The 19,096-nt window shown below is 43.2% G+C and carries 14 protein-coding genes; 7 read left to right on the forward strand and 7 right to left on the reverse strand.

Annotated elements, in window-relative coordinates; translation table 11 throughout:
• Positions 1-188: 188 nt before the first annotated feature.
• Positions 189-1,046 (forward strand): AraC family transcriptional regulator, encoded by an 858-nt coding sequence (locus tag V6984_RS21305; protein ID WP_342757601.1) that lies wholly within the window; start codon positions 189-191, stop codon positions 1,044-1,046.
• Here the strand turns inward: V6984_RS21305 and V6984_RS21310 are convergent.
• From V6984_RS21310 to V6984_RS21330, 5 genes are all read right to left on the reverse strand, one after another.
• Complete coding sequence (locus tag V6984_RS21310; protein ID WP_342757602.1) at positions 1,036-1,671, reverse strand: YesL family protein; 636 nt, start codon at positions 1,669-1,671, stop codon at positions 1,036-1,038. The two genes, V6984_RS21305 and V6984_RS21310, sit on opposite strands and share 11 nt — an antisense overlap.
• 15 nt (positions 1,672-1,686) lie before the next feature.
• Positions 1,687-2,850, reverse strand: a complete 1,164-nt coding sequence (locus V6984_RS21315) for a glycoside hydrolase family 88 protein (protein WP_342757603.1) — start codon at positions 2,848-2,850, stop codon at positions 1,687-1,689.
• Between the two features lie 22 nt (positions 2,851-2,872).
• A complete protein-coding gene (locus V6984_RS21320; RefSeq protein WP_342757604.1) occupies positions 2,873-3,739 on the reverse strand; it encodes a carbohydrate ABC transporter permease in 867 nt (288 codons plus the stop codon).
• Between the two features lie 25 nt (positions 3,740-3,764).
• Positions 3,765-4,814 (reverse strand): sugar ABC transporter permease, encoded by a 1,050-nt coding sequence (locus V6984_RS21325; protein WP_342757605.1) that lies wholly within the window; start codon positions 4,812-4,814, stop codon positions 3,765-3,767.
• Between the two features lie 71 nt (positions 4,815-4,885).
• Entirely contained in the window at positions 4,886-6,268 is a 1,383-nt protein-coding gene (locus tag V6984_RS21330) for a sugar ABC transporter substrate-binding protein (RefSeq protein ID WP_342757606.1), read from the reverse strand.
• Between the two features lie 335 nt (positions 6,269-6,603).
• Between V6984_RS21330 and V6984_RS21335 the strand changes: the two genes are divergently transcribed.
• The 6 genes from V6984_RS21335 (at position 6,604) to V6984_RS21360 (ending at position 16,010) form a co-directional block, all read left to right on the forward strand.
• A complete protein-coding gene (locus V6984_RS21335; RefSeq protein WP_342757607.1) occupies positions 6,604-8,472 on the forward strand; it encodes a sensor histidine kinase in 1,869 nt (622 codons plus the stop codon).
• The gene (locus tag V6984_RS21340; RefSeq protein ID WP_342757608.1) at positions 8,469-10,067 is read left to right on the forward strand and encodes a response regulator transcription factor; all 1,599 of its coding nucleotides are present in this window, start codon (positions 8,469-8,471) and stop codon (positions 10,065-10,067) included. Before V6984_RS21335 ends, V6984_RS21340 begins: the two co-directional genes overlap by 4 nt.
• 57 nt (positions 10,068-10,124) lie before the next feature.
• Positions 10,125-11,948: a heparinase II/III domain-containing protein gene (locus V6984_RS21345; protein ID WP_342757609.1), complete on the forward strand. Its 1,824-nt coding sequence runs from the start codon at positions 10,125-10,127 to the stop codon at positions 11,946-11,948.
• 31 nt (positions 11,949-11,979) lie between these two features.
• Positions 11,980-14,043, forward strand: a complete 2,064-nt coding sequence (locus V6984_RS21350; protein ID WP_342757610.1) for a methyl-accepting chemotaxis protein — start codon at positions 11,980-11,982, stop codon at positions 14,041-14,043.
• Between the two features lie 321 nt (positions 14,044-14,364).
• Positions 14,365-15,006 carry a hypothetical protein gene (locus V6984_RS21355; protein WP_342757611.1) on the forward strand — a complete coding sequence of 214 codons (642 nt, stop codon included), beginning with the start codon at positions 14,365-14,367 and terminating at the stop codon, positions 15,004-15,006.
• Positions 15,007-15,152: 146 nt separating this feature from the next.
• A complete protein-coding gene (locus V6984_RS21360; RefSeq protein ID WP_342757612.1) occupies positions 15,153-16,010 on the forward strand; it encodes an AraC family transcriptional regulator in 858 nt (285 codons plus the stop codon).
• 38 nt (positions 16,011-16,048) lie between these two features.
• Here V6984_RS21360 and uxaC read toward each other — a convergent pair whose 3' ends face one another.
• A complete protein-coding gene (uxaC, locus tag V6984_RS21365) occupies positions 16,049-17,452 on the reverse strand; it encodes a glucuronate isomerase (protein WP_342757613.1) in 1,404 nt (467 codons plus the stop codon).
• A 31-nt stretch (positions 17,453-17,483) separates the two neighbouring features.
• The gene (locus tag V6984_RS21370) at positions 17,484-19,085 is read right to left on the reverse strand and encodes a mannitol dehydrogenase family protein (protein ID WP_425324268.1); all 1,602 of its coding nucleotides are present in this window, start codon (positions 19,083-19,085) and stop codon (positions 17,484-17,486) included.
• Positions 19,086-19,096: the final 11 nt, after the last annotated feature.

The following is a 19,096-nucleotide window of genomic DNA, read 5'->3' on the forward strand; positions in this document are numbered from 1 at the left end:
TTTTTGACTTATAAAATATTTTATAAAATCACATGAACCCTTTTATCTGTTGTGCCTTTATCCTATCATACTATTTATTCCAATTCCTGTTTTATGTTTTCATAAATATTGCAAATATTGAACACACCCTTTATAATAAAGTTTAGAATAAAAAAAACTTGGAAATTCGGGGAAAGTATGGAGATATTATGAAAGAATTTACCTCATGTAAAATGGCAACCCAGCATTGTATTACCAATAAGTATTTTGCTCTTGCACATCTTTACAGCGATGAAAAGACGATGGACATGCACATCCATGACTGCTGTGAAATCTATTATTCCATATCAGGCGGAAAGCAGTTTTTGATCGACAACCGCTTTTATGATATCCGGCCCGGAGATATTTTCTTTATCAATCAATATGAAAGTCATTATTTGACACAGGTGGATACCGGCGAGCATGAGAGAATAGTCATTTCGGTACATCCTGATTATTTGCAGGAGATTTCCTCTGATCAGACCGATCTAAGCTATTGCTTTACTCACAGATTCAAGGGGCTTCCCCACAGACTTCATCTGGATCCGGAGATGAGCAAACGTTTTATTTATTTGATACATAAAATTGCCGATAGCGACGGCTTCGGCTTCGATTTGATGGAACGCGCTGCATTTTCCGACCTCATGGTCTTTCTCAACCGGACTTTCTATGAATCCTGCCATAAGGCGTATACGGAGACAGTTATTACCAATCATGCACAGGTAGACGATATTCTCAACTATATTAACCTGCATATTTCCGAAGATATTACCCTGGAACGGCTTTCCGAATATTTTTATTTAAGTTCCTCTTATCTGTGCCGTATTTTTAAATCCACCACCGGCACCACCATCAACAAATATATTACCGCAAGAAGAATTACTATCGCCAAGGCTCTGCTGAACGAGGGGATCACCGTTATGGAGGCTTGCAGCAAATGCGGCTTCAACGATTACAGCAACTTCTTAAAAGCTTTCACCAAAGCGGTGGGAATATCCCCTAAGAAGTACGCCCAGTTCAATTCTTAGCCTCGACCCTTGAGACGCTGTCCCAGCCGTATTTGGGGAAAATAATGTATTCCAGTATTTTAGAATGGGTAAAAGCAATTACCCCTGCACTGATAAACAATATGGGCCAGAAGACGAATACGCCCAGAGCGATGATGCAGCCGGCAATGACTGCCATGAAAAGCACCCAGGAAAAGTTTTTAAGCATCACCATGAAGGTCATGAAGAACAGGTTCTTAATATCCGTATCCAGACGGGCCGTAAGCGGAGGCATAAGTATGAGCATAAACAAATACAGTATCGCAAATACGAAATACAGCCAGAAGATAAAGGCTGCTCCCTGGAATTGTGCGCGATGCCAGATATATAAGCCTCCTGCGAAGAAAAAGCCGAGCGCAAGCATAATCAGCCACAAGACGGTGGATTGCCTGATGTTTTCCTTAAAGGCCTTCCAATATGACTGGAAGATATAGCTTTCCTCGTTTCGTGCCATTTTCAAGGTTACATAATAGAGCGCGGAGGATGATGCGCCAATCGTCACCACCGGCAGGCTTAAAAATACCCAAAGGAGGGTTAGAAAGAAGATATCGGTCACCTTCCCCATAAATCTCCAAATGGGATTGTCATAATGAAATAAATTCCCCATGCCTATATCCTCCGTTTACCAATATAATAACCAGTCTCTATCAAGCCTCATCAAGGCTTCCATGTAAAAATAATCTCCCCATGAATTACATTCGTCCACTCCGTAATGATTGCACGTATTGTAAGGCGAGCGATTAGAATAGGTACTGTGCAGCACCAGCCCGTTGGAAGACTTGGGATCCTTTACCGCATAATTATCATATATAGACTTTATAAGCTGCATTGCCAGCTTCTTATATACGTCTCTATCCTCTTTATCCATGAATTTGACCATTTCCAGCATACCGCAGACAGCAATAGAAGCTGATGACGAATCCCTCGGCTGGTCATCCCCATCCGTAAATTCCAAATCCCAGAAAGGAACCATATCCTTTGGCAAATGCTCTAAAAAGTACTGTGTTACATTCTTAAATATTCCAATATACTCTCTTCTCTTCGTATATTTATAGGCCAGTGCACTTCCATAGATTCCCCATGCCTGCCCTCTCGCCCATGCGGACCCGTCTCTATAGCCCTGGCAAGTCGATCCATGGTCAGGCGCTCCGGTATTCATATCGAAAAAGAAGGTATGCCACGTGGAATAGTCATTGCGGATCACATTTCGGATTGCTGTATGTATATGCTTTTCAGCAATGTCCCGATATTTCTCGTCCCCGGTTTCCTCCGAAGCCCAATACAGAAGAGGCAGATTCAGCAGACAGTCTATAATCAGCCTATAATTCTCAGGCGCATCCATAGGCCCCCACGCCTGAATGAACTCACCGATCGGATGAAATCTGGTGAGCAACTGATCTGCAGCTTTAATTGCCGCCTCCCTTCCCTTCCTGCTTCCAACCAGCTTATAACCGGCAACGCAGGAGGGCGAATATAGAAAGCCCATGTCGTGGTGATCCACTTCTATTTTATTGTTTATCCTATTCCAAAAACTGTTTATCTGAATCTCTCCGGCTTTCTTCAGCCTCTCATCTCCCGTGTACTCGTAGGCCAGCCATATTTCTCCTGTCCAGAAGCCCGTAGTCCAATAGTTGTTCTCTATGGGCCTGTAAAAATTGTTTTCGCTGTAGGCGTTCTGAAACTTGTCGGTAAATTCGGGCAGATTGCGGATTGTCTGCTCTGAGCAAAACTGAAGCGCTCGTTTTATTTCTTCTCCGGTGATTACCGGCATATTTCCAAATAGCATGCCCTTGCCTCCTTTTAAAATCTTAACCTTTTAATCCGGTGGACGCGACTCCCTCTACAAAGTATTTCTGCAAGCACAAAAATACTATAATAACCGGAATCAAGGATACCACGGAGCCTGCCATAATAAGCCCGTATTCCGCCGAATACTGTCCGATGAACATCTTTAATCCGAGCTGTATCGTCTTCTTTGTCTCTGTTTTTAAGTAAATCAACGGTCCCAGATAGTCGTTCCACGTGTTAACAAAGGTAAAAATAGTGAGCGTGGATAGCGCAGGCTTCGACAGAGGAAGCATTATTTTAAGGTAAATCCGGTATTCGCTCATGCCGTCGATCCTCGCTGCCTCGCATAAATCGTTAGGGATTCCTTCATAAAACTGTTTCATTAGGAATACCCCGAAGGCTGAAAACGCCTGCAGACAAATCATAGCCAGCAGCTTATCGTTGAGCCCCATTCCTCTCATCATAATGAACTGGGGGACCATATATACCTGCCAAGGCATTGCAATCGTGGATATATATGCCAAAAAAAGTACATTTTTATGTTTAAACTCCAACTTCGCAAAAGAATAGGCGGCAAAGCTCGATGTGAGCAATTGTAAAAAGGTGACTACAATCGTTAAAAATATCGTATTCTGAACGAATTGCAAAAGCGGAATCTTTGTCCATATCTTAATATAATTGTCCCATTTGGGAACTTCCGGTATCCAGACAAAAGGATTCATCAGAAAAACCTCTCTGTTGGATTTAATGGATGCGGATAGCATCCACAAAAACGGAACGATCATAATCGCGGTAATTATAAGCAGAATAAGATATATACCAACTTTTCCGGCAATCTTATTTCTTTTTCTCGATTTAAATTTTTTTACTGAAACACTACTTCCCATTACGGTTCCTCCTTTTTGGTTTATTTTATTCCCCCAGCTTTTTTTCATACCGGAACTGTATCAGCGTAACGATAAGCACCAATACGAACAATACCATCGCGATAGCGCTGGAATATCCCAAATCCCAATAATTGAATGCATTCTGATAAATGTAATAAACAAGGACCGTGGAAGAAATGCTCAGCTTTCCATCTCCGCCTCCGGCCAGCATAATTGCAATATCATATACCTTGAAGCAATTGATGGTTAGCATCACCACAACAAAAAATGTGGTGGCACGAAGCTGCGGCCATGTGATAAACTTGAACTTCTGCCATGTATTGGCACCGTCCAGACTGCCCGCTTCGTATAATTCGGCAGAAATACCCTGAAGTCCTGCCAGATAGATTACCATATAATAACCCATGTATTTCCACACACTGAATAATATTAAGGTAAGGAGTATAAGACTTCCGCTGAACCACTTGGGCAGATTATCCTGCGGCACTCCAAATACGTTTAACAGCAGATAATTTACCGGCCCTTTCGACGGGTGAAAAATCATGCTCCATACCGCTGTTATTGCCACTAAGGATGCTACATAAGGGAAAAATGCCACTGTTCGGAAGAATCCCCTCGCTCTGATTTTTTGATTCAGCACGATAGCCAGAGCTAACGAGGCTATCATCGTAAGAGGTACCGTTCCTATAACGTAAATGATCGTGTTTTTAAGCGCCGCCACAAAAAAAGTATCTCCAGTGAGCCTTTTGAAATTATCCAGGGCAGCGAATTCAATCGTGTTGTTTCCGTCCCATTTCATGAAGGCGAGCAAAAAGGCGAATACGATAGGAACGAGAGTAAATACGGCAAATCCTATAAAATTGGGCGCAATAAACGAGTAGGCTACCAAGTCTCTTTTCGCTTCTCTGCTTATCCTTCTGTTATTTCTGATTGCCGTGGCCTTACGCTGCACGCTCTCTCTTTTGGCAATCAGCTTTTGTTTTTTCTTCATATCCATTTCGATACGAATCTGCTTCATCAAATCCGAGGACTCCACTTCCAGCTTTTTCATCCGGGCTGTCTTTTTTGCGTCCATTTAAATAACCTCTTTCTGATAGTTCGGGGCCGGTATTTACCAGCCCCGGAATTGTCATATTTACTTAAGGATTACTGTCCTAAAATTTTTCCGACTTCATCATTCATCGCTGCGATACCTTCGTCAACGGTCATTTCGCGATTCATGATGGATTTGTGATATGTATCGAGAATATCGTTAACTGCGGATACATTTTCTGCATAAGGAACTTCCAGATATAAGTTAGATACATTAAGAGCTTCTTTGCTCGCATCGTCTTGCGGGAATCCGTCAAGGCCGGAAATAATGCCTGCAACTTCATCGTTCATAAGTGCGGGGAAGTTGCCTGTTTCAGCCATAACTTTCGCACCTTCCGCACTGGATACCCAGTTTACGAAATCAAATGCTGCCTGTTTCTGATCGGATACGCTTGTTACTGCCAGACCCGTAATCGTACCGAGTGTGGAACCCGCTTCTACGCCTTCTGCGTGAGGATATTTTACCATACCCCAGTTGCCGCAAAGAGAAGCATCATACTCGCCGCTGGCAATATTGGACATCAAAGTAGATATAAACCATGAACCCATATTCATCATCGCTACATCTCCGCCTGAAAATGCTGCGGAATAGTGTAAGCCTTCTGCACTCAGATCAGCATAATTCCTGCAGATCTGGTCATCTTCCTGCTTCAGGACCATTTCATAATACGGTTTAAAGAAATCATAGTTTCCATCCAGGATGGTATGCTGTCCGTCAAGCACGCCGAACAACTGGACAGCACTTCTCCATGTATGATAATGTGTACCGTAAATCTGAGAACCGAAGGTAGGGTCTGCTACCTGTCTTGCCAGAGCATCGTATTCATCGAAGGTCATATCGTTTGTAGGATAATCAACACCCGCTGCATCAAAAATGTCCTTATTGTAGAAAACTACCCAGAAGTCATTTCTGAAGGGAAGCTCATAAAGGCTTCCGTCTACCGTAACCTGCTTATCAACGCCGCCGTACTGGCTAAGATCGATGCCTGCCGCGGAAATGTAGCTGTCAAGAGGTTCCAGCGTATTTTTGGAAACCAAGGTCGCATAACCGGGAACATCCTTGATCGTAACTACGTCGAAATCAGAACCGCTACCGGATAATTCCGTCGCAAGTACTGTCATGTAATCCGTAGATCCTAAATCTACCATTTCAACTGTAACGTTAGGATTAGCCGTTTCATACGCTTCCTTCAGCGCTTCCCAGTAAGGCGTAATGTCTTTATCCCATATCGCCCACTTAAGTGTAACGGGCCCCGCCGTATCCGCCTCTCCGGTATCCTCTGCCTCCGCTGCTTCCTCAGCCGCCGGTGTCTCCGCAGCCGTACTTTCCGTCTCCGTCGTAGCTGCCGGCGTATCTGCTGCCGCAGAACCGCATCCGGCGAACAAGGTTGCCATCATTGTTGTTGCAAGAAAAATTCCTAAAAGCCTTTTTTTCATGAATAGATTCCTCCCTTTTCACGATAATTAATTTAATAGTAGCAAACATACCCTTAAGGTTATTAACCCGATGGGCTAATGTGGTTTAAGTATATAAATTATTTGTTTTATTTTACATGAAAAATTTCTTTATTTCATTCATAATTCATTCTTAATTCTCGATCATCCGGAAAAAAAGCTTCACTTTTTTTGATTAAGATGCACTATTTTTTCTACTTTGTCGTTTTATTGGTTTTTCCTTTTCAACAAAACTTCGGTTGTGCTAGAATACATTCAAAGACATCGTATTGCACAGTTCAGCGTAAAGGTCTCTTAGATTGGGAAGGGGGAACAATATGATTCCTGCAAGATATAAACTGAGCAAATACCTTCATACAATACGTGCACGTATTTTGCTTAGCACCGTCATGTTAATCGTCATTATAAGCATTATCATAACCTCTATCAGCTATTTCGTGGTTTCTACCAGCCTACAGAAGAATTTAATCCAAACTTCAGAGACTAAGCTGGCCTTTTTATGCTCGTCCATAGATGCTAACATAGGCAACGTTATTGGCTTCATCCGCTCCTGTCAGATCAGCAGTAAAATCAAAAACTTCGCTGCGGAAGCGGATACGGGCAGCAACAGCATTAAACGGGAGGCCCACGATTTTATCATGGAAACCTACGCGGCCAATGCCGCTCTTCCTTCTTCGCTCATTCGTCTCGTAATCATCGGCAAGGAAAGAAGCGACATCGTACAAGTGGTGGAATCTCCTTATTCCACCGTAGCGGTTTCCGCCAATGCCATTTTATCTCTTTCTTATTTCGATACACTTCACTCCAATCCGGGGGAGGTATCCACAGGAATATTAATGGACCCCTTTTTTACTACGAAGCAGGTCCCCATGATTCCTTTTGTCCATACCATCGATCATCCTTATGAAGCCGGCGAACTTGGATATATTTATACGGAGATGTCCCTCTCCGTTATTACCAGCCCCATTAAGAACTATTTGTCGGAAACGGACAGCCGTTTTTTCTTTCAGATAGGAGATTACCTCTATGAGTATAGCGACCATACACTGGTTCCCGCTTCGATCCAGTTCGAATTAGAAGAAGATTTGTCTGATATCTCTCTAAGCAGCGATACCGTCATACAAAAGGTCTATAATCCGGAAAGTAAAGGTTATTCCATTATGATAACACGCCCTCTCGGCACCAAGGGCTGGTATGTGACCGAGTGCCTGGACCAAACAGTACTGTCCCAAAACATTTACCGTACGTTTTTCTTAATAGCTTTGATCATTCTTACTTCCGCCAGCATAATCGGAATCCTTCTTTCCTGGTTCTTGTCCAAAACGGTAAATGTTCCGGTCCATAAACTTCAGGAAAGGATGAAGAGAATCGCAGGCGGCGATTTCGAAAGAGACCCTTCAACGGAGTGGGAGCATGAACTGGGTGACATCGGTAAGAATATCAACGACTTGTCAGAAAATGTACAATTGCTGATAAATCAAAGAATAGCAGATGAGCGGCAGAAGAAGGATTATGAATATAAAATGCTGCAAAGTCAGATTAATCCCCATTTTATATACAATACACTCAATTCCATTAAATGGATGGCTACTATTCAGAATGCCTCGGGTATCGCCGAGATGACCACATCTCTTTCCCGTCTGTTGAAGGACATTGCCAAAGGGACTACCAATCTCGTTACCTTAGAGCATGAAATTTCTTTAATCAATGATTATTTTACCATACAGCAATACCGTTACGGCGGTACTATCACACTTCATTATAATATTGAAGACGAAGCCTTAACCTCTTGCAGGATATTGAAGTTCACTTTACAGCCTATTGTGGAGAATTCCATTTTTCATGGTATTGAGCCGAAAGGAAACGCAGGAAGCATCGAAATTCATATCTACCGGGATGAGGCTTATGACGTACATATCGATATTACCGACGACGGAGTAGGCATGACGCCGGAGGTGGCCGCTCATCTTCTTGATACGGAGATTCCGGCGGAATCCTCGTTCTTTAAGGAATTCGGCATCAGCAACGTTCACAAGCGTTTGCAATATGAATTCGGCGATAAATACGGACTATCCGCGAAAAGCAAAATAGGTGAATTCACAACTATTTCTATATTGCTGCCGTTCCAATTAGAGCCTTGCGATTCGAAGGATTCAGAATCTCAGACCCAGGGGGGGATCTCATGATTAATTTACTTATAGCCGATGATGAGCCGTTGGTGCAGGCGGGCATCAAATCCATGCTGAACTGGGAGGATTACGATATAAATATTATAGGAACAGCGACCAATGGCGCCGTCGCTTACAATATGATAAAGGAGCATTCTCCTGAAATAGTCATAACGGACATTAAGATGCCTCTCATGAGCGGTCTTGAACTGGCTAAGAAATGTTATGAAGAAGGAATGTCTCTGCCTGTATTTATCATCCTTACCAGCTACGAAGAATTCCAGTTCGTAAAGGAAGCCCTTACCTATCAGGTCGTCGATTACCTTGTAAAGCTGGAGCTGACTCCTGAGATTCTTGGAGAATCCTTAAAGCGCGCTATCGGAAAGATGTCCGAGCTGCAGAAAAAAATAAGCGGTACAGATACTTCTATCAGCAGTATTTACTTATTAAAGGAGCAGTTTTACACGAGGCTGGTTTTGAACCTGTTCGAATCTGAGCATCAATTTGAAACTCAATTCAATAACCTCAACATCGATTTCAATTACAAAGCCTTTGCCGCCTCTTATATCGAAATACAAAGTACGAAACTGCCTTCCATGTCCTCAGAAAAGAAACTTAACCTATACACCAGCAGCCTGCAAATTGTAAGGGAGCTTACGGCTAAATACATTCCCTGCCATGTTCTGTCACTGGATACGAAGCATTTTGCTATTATCTTCTTTTTGGATAAGTACACCGAAGAGTTTAAGGAGATTATCCGCAGCACCATAGAACAGGTCTCTTCCATGCTCTACAACTATTACAGTGTCACCATACTGGCCAGTATCGGAGCGGTGGTAAAAAAGCCAATTCAAATTGCTTCTTCCTTTCAGGATGCTAAGCAGATATTTTCACAGCTGACACCGGAGCAGCCTCTTCTTTTTGCAGAGGATACTCCTTACGACAAGCCTCTTAGAAATGTTTTCAATATGTCTTTATTCAAAGAGGACATACGAAAGGCCTATGCCGAATTCGACGAAAAGGCCCTTTATGCTATTTTTACTTCTATCATGGAGCTGTTCCAGAATCGGCCCGCCCACTACGTACAAGCCCTGGACGCTGCCGGGAATATTTTATATCTGTCCCTTTCCCTTTTGAATAACGGCGAACAGATAGTATCGGAAATATTCAAAAATAAAAGCAACGGCTATCGTTCTCTTTACGAGCTTACCAATGTGGAACAGATATTGGCTTGGCTGACCATATTCCGTGACGGGCTGTGCGAAAGCTTCGCTACCCACAACAAGGATTATAAGAACCATATCGTTATCAACGTGAAAAAGTATATAACTGAACATGTAGAGGAAAAGCTAACCTTAAATAAAGTGGCCGAGGTTTTTAATATAAGCCCAAACTATTTAAGCGTCCTTTTTTCCAAATACAATGATTTAGGATTTACCGATTACATCAATCAGAGTAAAATCGACTCCGCAAAAAAGATGATGACAAATGGTGATCTTAAGATATATGAAATATCTGATGTCCTCGGTTTTGAAAGTGCATTTTATTTCAGCCGCGTGTTTAAAAAGGTAACCGGAGTCTCTCCCAGGGATTATATGAGCCAAATTATATAAATACTAAATAAGAAAGTGACGATTGGTCTTTTGTTCTAGAAAGGAATGGTTATCCGTATGTTTTTTGAATTTGCTAAGGAGTACAAGCAATCACTTATTCCCTTTACCCCCTTTGCCCCCATTACCAACAGGGAGGCTTGGAATGCTTTGGATATGCAGTGGCGGAAGGAATCAATCAGACTGGGTGAAAAATACCTGGGATTTTCCTTTCCTTATATCTCAGCCTCTGATTTCATGGATTTTTTGAAGACAGGAAACAGGGTCCGTTTCGAGTCCAAATCCTTCTCTAAGCGTTTGGCTCTCAGTGCGTTGATACTTGCGGAATGTACGGAAAATGAAGGGAGGTTCATGCAAGATATTATAAACGGTATTTTTTCTATTTGCGAGGAAAGTGCATGGCAGCTTCCGGCACACAATTCCTATATCCGCGACTGCGAACAGCTTCCTCTCCCCGATGCGACATCTCCCGTATTGGACCTGTTTGCCTGCGAGACAGGTGCAGTTTTGGCTGCTGCCTATTATCTGATGAAGAACCCTCTGGATGAAATCAGCCCCTTCATAACGAAAAGGATTCTCTCGGAGCTTAAGCACCGCATCTTTACCCCTTATCTAAACGTCCATTTCTGGTGGATGGGCAACGGAATTGAGCCGATGAATAACTGGACGATCTGGTGCACGCAGAATGTCCTGCTTTCCGTTTTCTTAACGGATAAGAATGAGGATATCAGACACGACGTTTTTCTGAAGGCTTGTGAAAGCACCGATCACTTTCTTGCCGAATACGAAGAGGACGGCTGTTGTGACGAAGGCGCTCAATACTACCGCCATGCCGGTCTTTGCCTGTTCAATACCATGGAAATACTAAATGCAATAACGAAAGGTCACTTCGCACCCCTCTATGAGGATACGAAAATCCAAAATATTGCTTCCTACATACTGAACGTTCATATCGATGATAAATATTATGTGAACTTTGCGGATTGCTCTCCGGCCGCAGGACGCGCAGGAGTACGGGAATATTTATTTGCCAGGCGGACCGGCAATAAGGTGATGGAGCAGTTTGCCGCTGACGATTTCAAGAAGGACCTGCCTGCATCTTTCCTTCTGTCTTCGGAAAATAATCTGTACTATCGTTTGCAGAACGCATTTACCGCTGCGGAGATAAAGGCTTGTGATACCAGCTTTCCGCTTCCCCGCCGGGATATTTTTTATCCCAGTACAGGTCTCTTTATTGCAAGGGACGAACGGCTTTTCCTTGCCGTAAAAGCCGGAGATAACGGAGACAGCCATAACCATAACGATACCGGAAGCTTTACCGTATACAAAGACGGCAGGCCCATGTTCATCGACATCGGAGTGGAAAGCTATACAAAGAAAACCTTCTCATCCCGGCGTTACGAAATATGGACCATGCAGTCAGCCTATCACAACCTTCCTACGGTGAACGGCTTTATGCAAAAGGACGGGGCCGAATATAAGGCAAAGGATGTGATCTGCCGAATGGAAAAAGATATATGCGATATCGAAATGGATATCTCCGGGGCTTATCCTATGGAATGTAACCTTCTTTTCTATAAACGGCGTGCAGCCTTATACAAGGGCAAATATATCGCTATTGAGGACAGCTTTTCTGCCCCTGCTTCTCAGGTCGTTATCAGCCTTATGTCCTATGAAAAGCCTGTAGTCAGTCATTCATCCGGCGGGAGCAGTGTCACTGTTTCCATAGGTACTTTGGGGAAGATACAGATAGAGGGCGGAAATATTTATAATATAGAAGAAATTCCAATAACCGACCCTCGCCTGGCGGTTGTCTGGGAGCACGAAATCTACCGCATTTTGGTCATACCGGATAAAGGTAAATTGAAAATGTTGATTTCATAAAGTACATTAAGGTATACAAAAGGAGGAAGCAGTGAAAAAGATCAAGGAAATAAAGAAGATTAAATTGTTCAGAAGATACGGTATCATAAAGCAAATAAGCGTTGCCTTTATTATTCCCATTCTCTGTGTCATTCTCGTGGGTGTACTGGCTTACTCTCAGGCAGAAAAAGGCATAAGGGAAAAATATGAGGAATCATCTCTGGCTGCCATAAAAATGACCGACCAGTATATCGACCTGGGCCTGCAGCTGGGAGAAGCCGAAGCCTTGAAATATGCCAACGATGCCAACATGAATAAATATTATCTGGGTTTATACGAAGGGGACAACTCCAAAAAAATACAGACCATAGACAGTATGAAATCCGGCATGGAGACCGCTCGCACCACCAATAAGTTTATTCATGATATACATATCATCACTCAACCCGGTGTTATTATGCAGACTACAAAGGATATGAAAAAGGGAAGCGGCACTGGCTTTTACGATGAATTGGAGAGTGAGATTCAAAAAACCCACGGTCCCGGCATATTTTCCGCCTGGCTGGATTCCCATGCCCTCATCGATGAGAGACTGGGGACTAGCGCAGAGGACTATCTTCTTTCCTACTACTGCGCTTCTAACAATTCAAAGGCGGGGGTTGTTGTGGATATAAGCAAAAGTACGATTCTGGACATTCTCGATAAAACGGATATTGGTGCAGGCAGTACAATAGGGCTCATAACAGGCGGCGGCAGAGAAGTAGTTACCGGCAGCGAGCTGGAATTTTCTTTAATGAACATGGAATTTTATAAGCAATTTCAGGACTCTGATGAAACGCAGACTATCGGCTATATAAAGGAAGGCGGTATGAACTATCTTCTTCTTGCTTCCAAAAGCAACATCGCAGGTATCGTTGTATATGCTTTAATACCCAGAAATATTGTGACCCAAAAGGCGGACAGCATCAAAACCATTACCATTCTTCTCGTTATTTTATCCTGTATCATCGCAAGCGTTCTTGCAGCTTTGATTTCTACAAAGATCAGCAGGAGAATGAAGCTTATTATGGCTGGCCTGAACAAGTCTTCTTCCGGTGACCTTACGGCCGAGATAAGAATACGGGGAAATGACGAATTCAGCAGCATCGGGCAGAGCGTCACACAAATGTTAGATCATATGCGCATTCTGGTTCACGACTTCAAAGAGAGCGTTTCCCGGGTATCGGAAACCTCAGGCGAAGTGAAAAATACTTCTGACACGGTAAACAGCCATTCCGGAGACATCAATCATGCCATCGAAGAAATTCGCCAGGGAATCGAAAACCAACGGGAAAATGCCAATGAGTGCCAGCAGAAAATGGATCTGCTGTCCGGAGAGATAAAGACGGTATTGCAGGAAATAAAGAAGATTGAAACCTTCGCCTCTTCCAGCCATGAAATGATTAAATCGGGAGTATTGCAAATGAATTCTTTATCTCAAAGTTCGGATTCCACCTCGCAGGTTACGGCGAAGGTCATCGACAACATTTCCTATTTGTCGCAGAAAGCAAAATCCATCGAAGCATTTATCGGCATTATCAACGATATTTCGGAACAAACCACGCTCCTTTCCTTAAACGCCTCCATTGAGGCGGCCCGCGCAGGTGCCGCAGGCCGCAGTTTCTCAGTGGTCGCAGAAGAAATACGCAAGCTCGCTGACAACTCCCTGCACGCGGCGGAGCAAATTCAAAATACGGTAAATGACATTATGGTTCAAATGCAGGAGACTACGGGAAACGCACAGGAGGCGAAGGAAATTGTTAGCGAGCAGGAGAAGGGTGTAAAAGATATGTCTGCCATTTTCGACAAGCTAAGCCTCGGAATGGCGGAACTCATCATGAGTGTAGATGAAATAAGCCAGAACGTGGAAAGCGTAAACGCCGGGCGCCATGCGACTAAACTAGCCGTTGGAAGAATCACCGAAGTCACCGAAGCCACCTCCAACTTTGCCGCCAAGGTCGGTGTACTGGCGGATGAGCTTCTGATAAATGCGGAGAAAATGGACTCTATATCTCAGAACCTGATGGAGGATATGGGTACGCTGGAAAAGAAAATGGAACATTTTGTGGTGGAATGAAATGATTTCGTTATTGTTCACACAGTAGCTTAACACTTGCTGTTAAGCTACGTAAGAACGTGATTCAAGAGATGATTTCTGCTTCGCGTAGCGAATTTACATGCAAAAAGTTTGCATTGCAGAACATCATGCGTTACTGTGAATGGAGTGAACAGTAACATAAATTGTGATCGGGTTTAACAACATATAGTAAATAATATTTACAAAACTAAATTAGTAATGTATAATTACCAAGATAATAAGGGGTTTCCTATACGATGTTGTTTGCAAGCACTTTCGTTGGGAAGCTCTTTTAATATGGTGAGGGAGAAACTTAATGAAATGAAGAAAACACTTGTTATTTTAACAAAATACTTATCCAGCCTTGGTCCCCGCAGAATTCTCTGCATGTTTGTAGGCAATGCTTTTCTTGGTATGGGAATCGCTTTTTACCGTCATGCGGCATTGGGCAATGACCCTTTTTCTGCGATGACACTATCCTTATCTATGAATATTCCTTTAAATTATGGAACTTTTCTTTTGTTATTTAACTTGTTTCTTTTCAGCTTTCAGTTCTTTTTCGGTAAAAGATATATTGGAATCGGAACTCTGGTAAATTGGACTCTGATCGGCTATATAGCAGATCTATTCATGTATTTGGATACCCGTTACATTACACTCCCCGATACATATCCAATCCGGCTGATCGCTCTGCTTTTTGCTATTCTTATAACGGCAATGGGTGTATCCCTCTATCAAACTTCAGCCTCCGGCATCTCTCCCTATGATTATCTTTCGCTTGGGCTATCAGAACAAACTCATATACCTTATCTTTTCTGCCGTATTGCCTGTGATGGAACCGCAGTAATCATAGCCTTCATAGCCGGCGGATTTGTTGGTATCGGAACGCTCCTTACTGTTTTGATGCTTGGACCTTCCATACAGTTTTTTACAAAGACTGTTTCAAAGAAATTATTAGTATAGTATGACCCAAAGTCTTCCGGCTATAAGTAAGGCATGGAGTTGATGGAAATGTTGTAAATACTAAACATGCCCCTTATAATGGTAACTGGAGCTATGCAAAGCTTGAAATTATAGCTAAAACAAAAGAAAAGGGAAGGGTGCAGATCATGAAAGAATTTACATCTAACATGGAAGCGATTCAGTATTGCATTACAAATAAGTATTTTTCTCTTGCACATCTTTACAGCGATGAAAAACCGCTGGACATGCACATTCACGATTGTTACGAAATTTATTATTCCATATCCGGAGGTAAACAGTTCTTAATCGATAATCGGTTTTATACGATTGAACCGGGAGATATTTTCTTTATTAACCAGTATGAAAGTCATCATTTGACACAGATAGATGCACGCATTCATGAAAGGATCGTCCTCTCCATTCATCCCGATTATTTAAGCCGTATTTCGTCTGAGACAACTGACTTAACTCATTGTTTTACTCACAGAAATGCCGATTATCCTCATAAATTTCACCTCGATTCCGATTTGAGCAAGCGATTTATTTACCTGATACATAAAATAGCGGAAGCCGAAGGCTTCGGCATGGACTTGACGGAGCGTTCGGCTCTTACTGAACTTATGGTGTTTTTAAATAAGTTTTTTAATGAATCCTGCCACCGCAAATATAAGGAAGCAGTCACAACGAATCATGCTCAGGTGGATGATATCCTTTCCTACATCAATCAGCATATTTCTGAGAATTTGACACTTGAAATGCTGTCGGAAAACTTTTACTTAAGCGGTTCTTACTTATGCCGTATCTTCAAGTCCACCACCGGAACTACGATCAACAAATATATTACCGCGAGAAGAATTACCATCGCAAAGTCTCTGCTAAATGAAGGACTTTCTGTAACGGAGACTTGTGAAAAGTGCGGTTTTAACGACTATAGTAACTTTTTAAAATCCTTTACTAAGGCAGTAGGCATATCTCCGAAGAAATATGCCCGGTTTAACTCCTGATGAAGCACCCCGATTATACTAACATGTAAATCCGAACCTTATAAATTAAAATACGCCTTTGCATTATTATAACAAATATTTTCAATCATCTCGCCCAAATAATGCATATCCTTCGGATACTCCCCGTTTTCGACCAGGGCTCCGATCCTATTACAAAGAATTCGGCGAAAATATTCGTGTCTTGGGAAGGACAGGAAGCTTCTGGAATCGGTCAGCATTCCGATAAAGGTAGAAATCAGTCCGACATCCGACAAGGCGTTCATCTGCCTTTCCATACCGTTCTTGTGATCACAGAACCACCATGCGCTGCCGAGCTGTATTTTTCCTCTGATTCCGTGAGTATTGCTCTGAAAGTTACCGGCCATGGATGCGAGCATTTCAGCATCCTTGGGATTCAAGTAATAGAGAATGGTCTTGGGAAGTTCCTCCGTTTGATCCATGTCATCCAAAAGGGCGGACAATTGAGGGGCATAATTGAAATCGTTCAGACTGTCAAAGCCGGTATCCGGCCCGAGTTTTTTCAGCATTCTTGTGGAATTGCTGCGAATCGCTCCGATGTGGAGCTGCATGACGAGATTGCGGCGGGCATATTCCCGGCCAAGCTCTGTCAGCAGAAAACCGCGGTACTTGGCTACTTCCTCCGAAGACAAAGATGCTCCTGCCATACGTTTCTTATAAATAATATTTCCTTCTTCATAATCGGACGGCATGTAAAAGCTGCCCTCCAGACTATGATCCGTTACACGGCATCCGGCCCCAATAAAATAATCCAGCCTTTTTTTCAGCGCCGAAATCACATCCGCCAGGGAAGAGATATTAAGTCCGGTCTTCTCCTCTATCCGTCTTATATAAGAAGGAAAATCTGCTTTTTCTATGCCTAAAGCCTTTTCCGGGCGGAAGGTTGGAAGTACTCTGATGCTGAAATCTTCTCCCGCCATACTTTTATGCCATTCCAAATCGTCCGCAGGGTCATCTGTAGTACACAGTACCTCAACGTTCTGCATCCTTAACAGATTGCGGTTGGAATATTCCCTGGTTTTCAGCTTCTCATTACAGGCATCCCATATATCTCCGGCAAAATCAGGAGTGAGGACCGTATCGATGCCAAAGTATCGTTTAAGCTCCAGGTGAGTCCAATGGTACAACGGATTGCCTATGCAGTTTTGTACGGTATAGGACCACACTACAAACTTCTCCAGAGGTTCTCTGTTACCGGTTATCAGCTCTTCCGGAACACCGGCAGCGCGCATAACCCGCCATTTGTAATGGTCACCGCCAAGCCATACCTCGGTCATATTGTTATAGCAGGAATCCTCATAGATATTCCGGGGATTCAGATGATTGTGAAAATCAATAATCGGCATCTTTTCCGCATGCTGATGATATAGCTCCCTTGCAGTGGCGGTGCCGAGCATAAAATCTTCATGAATAAATGATTCCATAAACAGAGGCTCCTTTCAAATCGCCTATAACCTATACATACTTTTCCAGTGTTTTTCTTACGGCTCCGGGCCCGGCAAGCATCTCCCGGAAATAGATACACACAAGGGGCGCAAGGCCTGCATCGTATAAATTTACTCCGAAAATGTTCTTATTCTCTAAAACAGGTCTTATTCTCTTCTCTATTTTTTCTTCCGTGTTATCGTCACAACCAAGGCTCAGCCCAACCATACGCGGGAGAAGATCATCCAGAAGAGGATCTGGGCTGAGTTCGAAAGGAGTTCCGTCGTCATCGATACTCATAAGATAACGGAGCCATCCTGCGAATACCAAGGGAATCCTCTTCAGATCGGAAACATTAAGCTGAGGAGAAGCAATATATGCCTTAACGGTTTCGCCGAAACGGATAGCAAGCTTCTGGGAAGTATCTGTTGCGATGCGCTGCGGAGTATCCGGCATGAACGGATTGGGAATACGCACGTTTAAAACGGTATCGATAAACTGCTTCGGGTCAAGAATGCCGGGATCGATTACTACGGGAAGCCCTTCCTCGTATCCGATCTCCTCTACCAGTCTGCGCAGAACATCGTCCTTCATTTCCTTCGAAATCAAATCATAACCGAGTACGCAGCCGAACACTGCAAGAGCCGTATGAAGCGGATTCAGGCAAGTGCAGACTTTCATTTTCTCCACCTTATCCACCGTTTCACGGTCGGTAAAAATAATACCGCCCTTTTCCAGCGGGGGCCGTCCGTTAGGGAAGTCATCTTCGATGACGAGATACTGACATTCTTCCGCATTTACGAAAGGAGCCACATAAGTATGTTTGTCAGTAATGACGGGTGCCGTCTCTTCCACCCCATCCTTTTTAAGAATCTCTTCTATGGAGGGGTCGGGTCTCGGCGTGATCTTATCTATCATAGTCCATGGGAAAGAAACCTTGCCGGAATTGCCTATATAGTCCTTAAAGCCTTTTTCTGTCAAACCGGACTCGCTCCATTTATCCGCAAACGCATAGACTGCCTCATAAAGGCGGTTGCCGTTATGGGAACAGTTATCCATACTGACCATAGCCACCGGTGTTGCTCCCGCCTGAAAACGTGTGTAAAGAAGGCTCGTGATTTTTCCAATATAGCTTTTTGGCTTTTCCGGTCCGTTCTCCATGTCTGCGGCTACGGAAGAGAGCGTATTTCCTTTGCCGTCCGTAAGGAGATATCCCTTTTCCGTAATGGTAAAGCTGACCATCTGTAAAGAAGTATTAGCGAAGATCTCTCGCAGGCGAAAGAAATCTTCATGGTTTTGCGTATCCGCACATAGGGATTCCACCACGCTTCCGACCACCGTTTTTTCTACGGAACCGTCAGCCTTCAGGGTGACGAGGATAGAAAGGTCGTCATGGGGATGATTCATCTTTTGTATGATTTCATAATCGAAGCCCTCGGCAACAATAAGCCCTTTATCCAAAATTCTTTCATTCAGAAGATTCTGAACAACATTTGCCTGAAAGGCACGGAAAATGTTGCCTGCACCGAAATGAATCCAATAAGGAGCAGACTTAGTCTTTTCTGCCACTGCTCTCCGGTCATAGAGCGGAATAGCATATCCTTTTTCAATCCACTCTTTTTCGTTATTCATAATAGTTTGAT

Source organism: Kineothrix sp. IPX-CK, from assembly GCF_039134705.1.
In the GTDB taxonomy this organism is placed as follows: domain Bacteria; phylum Bacillota; class Clostridia; order Lachnospirales; family Lachnospiraceae; genus Kineothrix; species Kineothrix sedimenti.